This window comes from Lacrimispora brassicae (assembly GCF_054772055.1).
The window spans coordinates 106,464-116,222 of record NZ_BRYH01000030.1 but is presented as its reverse complement, the minus strand read 5'-3'; the positions used below and the strand labels follow the sequence as shown (position 1 = coordinate 116,222).

General features: G+C 39.6%; 3 protein-coding genes and 3 tRNA genes. 5 read left to right on the top strand and 1 reads right to left on the bottom strand.

Annotated elements, in window-relative coordinates; all coding sequences use genetic code 11:
- Positions 1 to 6: 6 nt before the first annotated feature.
- From ACYVD3_RS15620 to ACYVD3_RS15610, 3 genes are all read left to right on the top strand, one after another.
- Positions 7 to 79, top strand: a tRNA-Asn gene (locus ACYVD3_RS15620).
- A gap of 49 nt (positions 80 to 128) precedes the next feature.
- Positions 129 to 200, top strand: a tRNA-Glu gene (locus ACYVD3_RS15615).
- A gap of 32 nt (positions 201 to 232) precedes the next feature.
- A tRNA-Cys gene (locus ACYVD3_RS15610) sits at positions 233 to 303 on the top strand.
- 112 nt (positions 304 to 415) lie between these two features.
- Here ACYVD3_RS15610 and ACYVD3_RS15605 read toward each other — a convergent pair.
- The gene (locus ACYVD3_RS15605; RefSeq protein ID WP_460643408.1) at positions 416 to 1,492 is read right to left on the bottom strand and encodes a tyrosine-type recombinase/integrase; all 1,077 of its coding nucleotides are present in this window, start codon (positions 1,490 to 1,492) and stop codon (positions 416 to 418) included.
- 694 nt (positions 1,493 to 2,186) lie between these two features.
- Here ACYVD3_RS15605 and ACYVD3_RS15600 point away from each other — a divergent pair.
- A complete protein-coding gene (locus ACYVD3_RS15600) occupies positions 2,187 to 3,257 on the top strand; it encodes an SAP domain-containing protein (RefSeq protein WP_460643407.1) in 1,071 nt (356 codons plus the stop codon).
- Between the two features lie 17 nt (positions 3,258 to 3,274).
- Positions 3,275 to 9,739, top strand: a complete 6,465-nt coding sequence (locus tag ACYVD3_RS15595; protein ID WP_460643406.1) for a DUF4011 domain-containing protein — start codon at positions 3,275 to 3,277, stop codon at positions 9,737 to 9,739.
- Positions 9,740 to 9,759: the final 20 nt, after the last annotated feature.

The window sequence follows — 9,759 nt, the reverse complement described above, 5'->3', positions numbered from 1 at the left end:
CAGTAATCCTCGATAGCTCAGTTGGTAGAGCAAACGGCTGTTAACCGTTGGGTCGTAGGTTCAAGTCCTACTCGGGGAGTTCGTGATACTCAAGAGAAGACTATGAGGAGAACGAAATGTAAGTGTGCGGCCCCATGGTCAAGCGGTTAAGACATCGCCCTTTCACGGCGGTAACACGAGTTCGAATCTCGTTGGGGTCACTGGAGTTAGCAAGTTTTAGTTTATAATTTATGGCGACATAGCCAAGTGGTAAGGCGTGGGTCTGCAACACCCTGATCACCAGTTCAAATCTGGTTGTCGCCTCTCTTATGAAAGCCTCAGAAACCTGATAAAATAAGGGTTTCTGGGGTTTTTACTTTGTGTATTTGGTGTTTGCGCTTGTTTGCGTGGGCATTTTTTGTGTTTTTGAGGGTGATTAATCCAGGATTGCCCTTATTTTTGATGCTGTTTCTTCCTGGGAAGTGATGTTGCGGAGGTAGTGGTGGGTCATGTTGAGGCTTGTGTGGCCCAGGAGCTTTTGAAGCTCGGTGTCTTCCATTCCGTTTTTGTACATGATGGAGGCGGTGGAGAAGCGGAGTTTGTGGGAAGAGCGGTATTCAATGTTTAATTCTTCGCAGCATTTCTTTAAACGGCGATTAAAGGTTACTGTTGCCAGGGGGTGGCCGTTACGGATAAAGATGTATTCGCTATCTGGATTTAGAATCTGGACTTGTTCCAGGATTTCTTTGGCTTTCCGCGTCAATGGCATGAAACGCTTCCCTTCACTTGCATGGCCTTTGATATCTTCAATGATTTCATTCTTGTCATCTACAAAACGTTGGATATGTAAAAAAACCCCGGAAATATCATCCCATCTTAATCCCTTTAATTCACCTATGCGCAGGATTAAGTAGAAATCCAGTTTTATGGCTAGTGAGTAAAAATCATCTCCCAAGTGATTTATAATTTGCAGACGTTCTTCCTCGGTGTATGGGGTGCTTTTAGTATTTTCTGCTTTATAGCTGAACTGTTTATAATTGATGTCTCGAAGACAATTTCGTTCTATAATATCATTTTCCACTGCAAGGTACAGAATTCCATTCATAATGCTTTTTAGGTCATTAAAGCGTTTTCTTGTGATCTGGCGGCCTTTTGTAATGTTCCTGAAATAGATAATTAGATCTTTTGCTGTTAGCTCCTTTAAGGGAATCAAGGTGATATCCTGATTTTTCAGTAAAGAATTCCACATAAAGCAGTTTTCTCTAATTGTTTTTCTACTTACGCTTGTCTCCTTTTCCCTCCATTCCATCCAGGTTTTAAAATATGTTTCCATTGTAGCAGCGGTAGCCCCGAAGAACTGATCATACAGTTTATCGATTAAACCCTCATAAGTACTGCTGCTTATTGGCTTTCTTTTGAAGATAAAATATTTTCGTCCATCATCAGGTCTGGTTTTAATTTTTGATAAATCACAAACCCTTTTTAACTGCTTTTCTTTTGACTTTATATTCATGATGAATATGCGTGCCGGTGGAATTATCATAGCACTGCGCTTGGAGATGCACAATCTTATATTGTTGATTAAATGGATTATTTTTTACGAGAATTTTTGATTGTTCTAGTTCACCAATGCAACGCCAACCCATTTACAATTAATTTCACTTCTTAAACAACGAGATAAAATAAATATAAAGATAGAGTAAAAAAATTAAGTATATACGGTATTCAGCAAGAAATTAAAAAGACTTAATAATTTACTGGAAGAGCGAAGAAAGAAGTAAATGAGTTATACGATGTAACTGACAGGAAATGAAAAAGCTTGATTTTGCTGCGTCTTTTATTTTTTATTATGATGTAAGAAAGTTTTAATGGCTGTTTAGCCGGAAGCAATTACTGTGCGTCTTGTTTAGAAGGATATGGTTAAACTTGAAAAAAAAGGTAACCTGTGATAGTATCAAAATATAATGGGTATATTATATACTTTTATTTTATTGCAGGCAGAGAAAAGGCAACAAGAAGGTTCCTTTGAAAATTCTTATTTTTTGAAATAAGAAGTATGGGCTAATGATGATTCAGAATAAGTTTAGAGGACTGTAAAGTTATCGTAGAAAAAAATACAAAAATATGTTAAAGGAGATACCCTTTTATCTGAAGGAGAAGCACAGAAATTATATAAGCTTTAAAGCTGTATTTAGGGGAAATATACTATGGAGTTTTTTTCAAAATTGTTTAAAAAGGATAGAAATGTGGGCAGAACTATGCTTGAGAAAAAAGAAAATAAAGGTTCTGCAGATAACATACCTCAAATAAAAGTAAGTGTCAGCTTTTCTGTTGAGCATAATGAACATGAAATCCCTCCATTACAAGGTGATTACGCAAAAGCGGTATTCCTGTGGGCATTTTCTAAGCCTGCACCTATTCGTAAGGCAGATGGATATGCAGCATATTTTCTGTATGAATGTGGAATAAGAGACTGTATTAAATATCATCAGGATATGATTCAAGACGGGTACATGATTGAGGCAGAACCTGTTGAAGTACTAAATTCTTTTAGGATTCCAGAGCTGAAGGAAATGCTGAAGAAATTAAATCAGCCGGTATCCGGAAAGAAAGCCTTACTGATAAATAGAATCCTTGAATTTGCTGGGGCTGACTTTTTAGGATTACATTGCCCGGAAAAACTATATAAACCATCTATGAAGGGGCTATCGTTTTTAGAAAAACATGAGGATTATGTTCAGGTACATAGGCATAAAAATTGGGGCGTATCATGGGAGGAATATGATCGTTATGCAAAAGGTGATCAGGATTATCTTTCAACCATGTGGGTTATTTTTAATGATCATCTGAAAAAAGCGAGCCTTTTGGAGTCGAGAAATCTTTACTATTCCCTTTATTCCGTTCTTATGGAACAGGGGAAAAGATCTGATGCACTGGAAATGCTTCTGAAAGTTTTTTATTTAGACTTGAGTGGAGTGGAAGTTCAGTCATTATTGCATTTGTATCAGGAAAGATTTTATACAAAAAGGGATATGAGAGAATACTTCAATGTAGCTGTTATGCTTCCTCCCGGAAATGTTGCAGCTTTAGAGAAGTTTCAGGATATATATGATTCAGAGATGATTGATCAGTTGTACATGTGGAAGCTTCCAGTACAAATCTGCGATAAAAAGTTATTCCGTGAAATAATAGAAAGTGCAATTGATGGATTGGTAGAAAGTGAACATGCAAATGAGAAATTAAAGACGGCTTATGATAAGTTCATTGATGAGCTATAAGATGGGGGGGGATTTACATGGATTGGAGAGTATTGTTTAAAGCAAATATATTAAATAGCGCAGAGGACTATATCAAGAGTAATTCTGTCCGTGAACTGCAGATAAGCGAAGGACATGTTACTGCAAATGTAGCAGGGATTGAAAATTTCTATGTTGAGATTGATTTAGCAGAGGATGGAGCCCCTAAGATGAACTGCAATTGCCCATACGCTAAGACAGGAAGTAATTGTAAGCATATGGCAGCGGTCATGCTTGCATGGGAAAGTTCCATATCATCAGAGAAAGAAATTAGGACAGAAATACATTCAGGAGAAACCAATGCAAATGTAACGGTAGATAATAATCAGGATTTTAAGGCTTCGCAGGAAATAAAGATTCAAGATTCTGTGGAGATGGTTTCTGAAGAGAAAAAGAAGGAAATTATCCAGAGGGCGAAAAGCAGAGTGGAGCTTTCTTGCGAAATAGATGATGTATTGACCTATGCAATTCAGCATAATGGTGCTCACCTTGTCAGAGATATTTGTGTGAAGAATATTTCTGAGAATGATATTGATAACCTGGTTGTAAGGATTGATTCGAATAACGAACTGGTAGAATTATTTGAGTTCGGAATTCAAAAAATTAAACCGGATGAAGAACTTCATTTTAAGAAATTGAAGATTGGAATCAATGCGGATTATCTTGCGTCGCTGACAGAAAGAAGTATCAGTAAATTAAAAGTAAAGGTATGCTTTGAAGAAGAGGTCCTTGTTTCGGAAATAAAAGATATTGCTGTGCTTGCATTTGATCAGTGGCCAGGATTACAATATACCCCTGAACTTTTGGCTGCTTTTGCTATGCCAAATCATCCGGTGGTCATCAGTCTGTTACAGTTGGCTTCAAAATATCTGGATACATGGACTCGTGAGCCCTCACTCGCAGGATATCAGTTTAAAGACCCAAATCGCGTAAAGACAATGGCTGCAGCTGCTTATGCAGCCATTCAGCAGAAAAATATTACTTATGCTGAACCTCCTTCAAGCTTTGAAGTTTTCGGACAGCGTATCAGATTAGCTGATGCAGTGTTAGAGCAGCATATGGGAACCTGCATGGACATGTCACTTCTTTATGTGGCATGCCTGGAAGCTATGGGGCTGAATCCTGTTTTGATTATGATGAAAGGCCATATATTTGCAGGTGTATGGCTGATTGAAGAATCATTCGCTGATATGGTCATGGATGATCCTTCCCAATTGGAAAAGAGAATGTCAAAGGGCATTCATGAGCTGATTGTTGTAGAGTGTACGGCTATGTGTGCAGGAAAGACCCGCAGTTTTGATGAGGCAGTTAATCTGGCAGAGCATCATGTATCTGACTATGGAAATTTTGCTTTTGCTATTGATGTACGAAGAGCCAGAAGCATGGGTATTCGCCCTTTGCCGGTTCGGGTAAAAACGGATGCAGGGTTTGAAGTTCTTCATGAAGACAGAAAAGAAAAAGATATTACCAGTGCTCCGGAAGCAATTGGAGAAACTTTTAACCTGTCATATTCAGGGGAAAAGAAACAGGCTACGAAGCAGACACAATGGGAGCGTAAACTTCTTGATATAAGCATGCGAAATATGCTTATTAATCTGCGTATGACGAAAGCGATTGTTCCGCTGCTTTCTTCAGATGCAGGGATACTGGAAGACGCATTGGCAGACGGTGAGGAATTCCAGGTGCTGCCAAGACCTGCAGATATGTCCGTCTCCGGAGATGCTGGGGTTCCTGTTGAAGCACTGGGTGAATTGGGGCCATTTGCTGATTTTATTGTATTAGAGAGTAAACACCGAAGACTTCATTCCTTATATACAGAAAAAGAACTTGGCGTGTGTCTTACCAGGATGTATCGATCTGCAAAGACATCAATGGAAGAAAACGGAGCCAATACACTTTATCTTGCATTGGGGCTGCTGCGCTGGTTTGAGGGAAAGAAAGATACAGCTGCCAGGTATGCTCCTATTGTTCTTGTACCAATTGATATTAATCGAAAATCTGCAAGCAAGGGTTATGCTATGCATATGCGCGATGAGGATGCGCAGATTAACATTACTCTTTTCGAATTCTTAAAGCAAAGCTTTGATACTCAGATTTACGGATTAAATCCGCTTCCTATGGATGAACATGGCTTAAATATGCCTAAGATTTTTGCCATCGTGCGTCATGCCGTTATGAACTTGCCTATGTGGGATGTGGTTGAGGCTGGAGTTATTGGAAACTTTTCTTTTTCACAATTTGTTATGTGGAATGACATCCACAGCAGAACGAATTTTCTGGAAAACAATAAGATTGTTCGCAGTCTTATGAGTGGATCAGTGGATTGGGATTGTACAATCCCCGACCGTGTAGATACAGATGAAGCATATCTGCCGGTGACTGTTGATTCTTCACAGCTGAGAGCAATTAATATGGCGGCAGAAGGGGTCAGCTTTGTGCTTCACGGACCTCCGGGAACAGGAAAATCCCAGACCATCACGGCAATGCTTGCCAATGCACTCACAAAGGGTAAAACTGTTCTTTTTGTGGCAGAAAAGATGGCTGCACTTGAGGTGGTACAAAAACGTCTTACTGCACTTGGCATTCAGAATTTCTGCCTGGAGCTTCATTCAAATAAGGCGACAAAAAAGGCAGTATTGGATCAACTGAAACGTGGTTTGGAAATCGGTGTATGGGGCATGCAGACAGATTATGATAAGAAAATTCAGGATATCCGTATGATGAAAGCTGATCTGGATGCGTATGTTAAAGTGCTGCATATTCAGAGACCCTTTGGAAAGAGTTTGCGCCAGCTAATGGATATCTATGAGATGGTGCCCGTTCCTGATCACTATATCAGGTTTGATCATACATATGCATGTGCGCTGACGGAAAGCAATCTGGATCATCAGATTCACAGCCTGGAGAGATTAATTGCAGCTGGTAAAGTAATTGGCCACCCATATAATCATCCACTGGCCACAGTTCATCAGGAAGAATACAGTCAAAGTCTGAAGTTTGATCTGGAGGATATTGTTGCTGCATACAAAACTTCTTTGGAGAAGATCCAGAATGAAGTACTCTCTTTTGTTCGCTGGCTGGAAATAGAAGAGCCTGTTGCAGAACGTGAGTGGAAAAATGTCTGCAATTATGCCCGCAGTGTCATTGCTGCAGAAGAAATCCCTGGGTTTCTGAGAAATGCAGACTCTATTGATAGAGTATTTTCTATTCCTAAAGCTTACATGGAGAAGCGAGATGCCTTTGCCGCCAAGAAAGTAGTGTTCATGCAACAGTGGAACGAAAACTTCCTTCGTATGGATATGACTGTTTTCAGGGAAGCATATGATAAAGCTAATAAGAAGATTTTCGGAAAAGGAAGGGCACTCGATGCATTGACTATAGAACTGCAGGCTTATGCGTCTTTTAAAGTTGAGACAGATAAAATACCGGTTTATTTGACAGATATTACTTTTTATGAACAAGAAGCGGATGAGGTGGAAACCCTGGAATCTCAACTGCAATATGAATGGAAGACATTGATTCGGGAATATTCAACCCTGGAGGCATTGCAGCAATATCAGCAGATGGTGAAAATTCAGCTTCAGATTATGCAGCAGTTTTCAAGACAGATAAGAAAGCTGGAATCAGAGGGATCTTTGGATGCATGTATTCAGTTGGCAAAAGATATCATTACTGATTTAGATACTGTAAAGCAGAAGGAAACAGCAGCAATTGAATTATTGAATCTGGTATTTGAGGCTGATGATGAAAATTGGATGGAAAACCGACTGACTCTTTGTCATTGTATTCTGGAAAATTCTTCATTGATTAAGGACTGGATTGTATTTAGACAGTTTGCCAAAGAATGCAGAGAAAGGGGACTTGCACCTGTTTGCGATGCTTATGAAGCTGGCATGCCTCATGACCAGGTAATGAATGCTTACCTCAAGTCGATATACAGAGCCATTATTTTGTCTGTCATTGAAAATGAGCCTGTTTTAAACGGATTTACAGGTACAGGATTTAATGAACGGATTTCGCAGTTTAAGAAGCTGGATCAGGAATTTATGGAACTGACCAAAGAAGAGATGTTCTATAAGCTGACTCATCAGCTACCGACAGGATATGAGTCTGTACAGATAAGCAAAGAATTAAATATACTACGCAGGGCCATCAGCAGTAATGGGAGGGGACTGTCTATCAGAACGTTATTTGAACAGATTCCTCATGTTCTGACTAAACTCTGTCCATGTATGCTTATGAGCCCGATTTCAGTTGCTCAATACATTGCAGCTGAGAATAATCTGTTTGATATTGTAATTTTTGATGAGGCATCTCAGCTCCCTACATGTAAGGCGGTAGGGGTACTTGCCCGAGGAAAGAATGCAGTCATTGTTGGAGATCCGAATCAGATGCCGCCTACAAGCTTTTTCTCAGGAAATACTGTGGATGAAGACAATCTTGATATAGAAGATTTGGATAGTATTTTAAATGACTGTCTGGCTCTTGGTATGCCGCAGGCACATCTGCACTGGCATTACCGAAGCAGACATGAGAGTCTGATTGCTTTTAGCAATCAGGAATTTTATGAAAATTCTATGCTTACGTTCCCGTCTGTAAATGACCGGGAGAGACGCGTAAGTCTTATAAAAGTAGATGGATTTTTTGATCGTGGAAAAGGCCGTGTAAATGAAGGAGAGGCAAAAGCGATTGTAGAGGAGATTAAGCGCAGATATAGTGATCCTGAATTGAAATCACAGACCGTTGGCGTAGTTACTTTTAACATCAGCCAGCAGACATTAATTCAGGATTTGCTGCAGGAGGAATATCAGAAGGATCCAGCTTTTGATAATTGGGCGAATGTGGGAGAAGAAACCATGTTTGTAAAGAATTTGGAAAATGTTCAAGGTGATGAGAGAGATGTCATTTTATTCTCTGTTGCTTTTGGCCCGGATGCAGAGGGGAAGCTTTCGCTTAATTTTGGACCTTTAAACAAAGATGGTGGCTGGAAGCGGTTAAATGTGGCTGTTTCCCGGGCGAGAATGGAAATGGTAGTATTTACTACTATGACAGCCGACATGATCAATTTGAAGCGTACAAAGTCAAAGGGAGTTGAATCTTTTAAGAACTTTCTGGAGTTTTCCGAGAAAGGAAGACTGATTGGAGAATATGTTGATACCAGGGTTCAGAAAGATCAGGGGATTATGGAACATATCTGCCAGCAGATTACAGATGCGGGATATCAATATCAGAAAGCGGTAGGACATTCCAAGTTTAAAGTCGATATTGCTGTGATTAATCCATATAATGAGGAAGCGTATTTGCTTGGAATCATGCTGGATGGAGAATCATACAGGCGGTCTTCAAATACAAAAGACCGGGAGATTGCCCAAATCAGTGTACTTGAAGGTTTGGGGTGGAAGCTTCATCGCATCTGGACAATGGATTGGTGGGATAATCGGGAAAAGGAAATATTCAGGCTATTACAGCTTTTAGAACAGGAAAAAGAGATTGCATACTCAAAATATCAAGAGATGCATAAGGAGGATCAGGATTCAAAAGCTCATTCAGTAGACAGCATTGATGAAATACTGAATGATACCCAGAATATTTCGGATGTTACTTCTACTTCTGCAGAGAAAGGAAATTTATCAACTGTACGGGAAGACTCAATGAAATCTGCTGATGAGAGTAAAGTTGAATCTGAAGTCCAAGAGGTTTCATTGATTAATCGGGAAGAGACTGAAAAAATAGAGGAAACTGCAGAACAGATACAGAAGATGGTTATAGACATTGAGAATCGATTTGTTCCTAAGGTTCTGATGGCAGAGGCAGCAGAATTAAAAGTAGCGGCAAAATCAGGAGATCATAAAAGTGAGATCATAGTAATTGGTTCGGAAAATCAGGAATATAAAGTGGAAGACTATATACTGGCTGATATTGAAGTTACACCTATATCGACCACCGACTATATATTGAAGGATTCTATGGCAATGATTACTGCAAGACTTCAAAAAATTATTGATATGGAGGCTCCGATCGCTCATGACCGGCTGGTAAAGAAGGTGTTGCGTTCCTTTGATATCGGGCGCTCCAGTGCCCAAACGCTTGAGGCGACGGATAAGGCCTTGAAAAAGGCAGAACTTAAAAGTAATAAGCAGGCTGGTATGAAGGTTTATTGGAGAAAAGATCAGGACCCTGATTCTTATAGAGTTTATCGGAGTGATGTAAATTCTGATGATAAAAGGTCACCAGATGAAATTTGTCAACAGGAACTAAAAAATGCTATATGCGTTACCTTGTGTGAAAAAGGCTCTTTGGACAAAGATTCTCTTGTAAAGGAGACGATTCGGACAATGGGCTATGCCAGAAGCGGCGCAGCGCTGGTTGTAGCAGTAGAGAGAGGTTTGAAGTTTGGCAGAAAGACCGGAGAAATTGCGATAGATGAACAGAAAAACTTTATTCTGAAGGCTGTCATCTCATAAAAAATTTATAAAAGGGGAGT

Excerpts from the sequence above, each read along its gene's own strand:
- ACYVD3_RS15605 (WP_460643408.1), bottom strand. The coding sequence starts at position 1,492 with ATGAATATAAAGTCAAAAGAAAAGCAGTTAAAAAGGGTTTGTGATTTA.
- ACYVD3_RS15600 (WP_460643407.1), top strand. The coding sequence starts at position 2,187 with ATGGAGTTTTTTTCAAAATTGTTTAAAAAGGATAGAAATGTGGGCAGA.
- ACYVD3_RS15595 (WP_460643406.1), top strand. The coding sequence starts at position 3,275 with ATGGATTGGAGAGTATTGTTTAAAGCAAATATATTAAATAGCGCAGAG.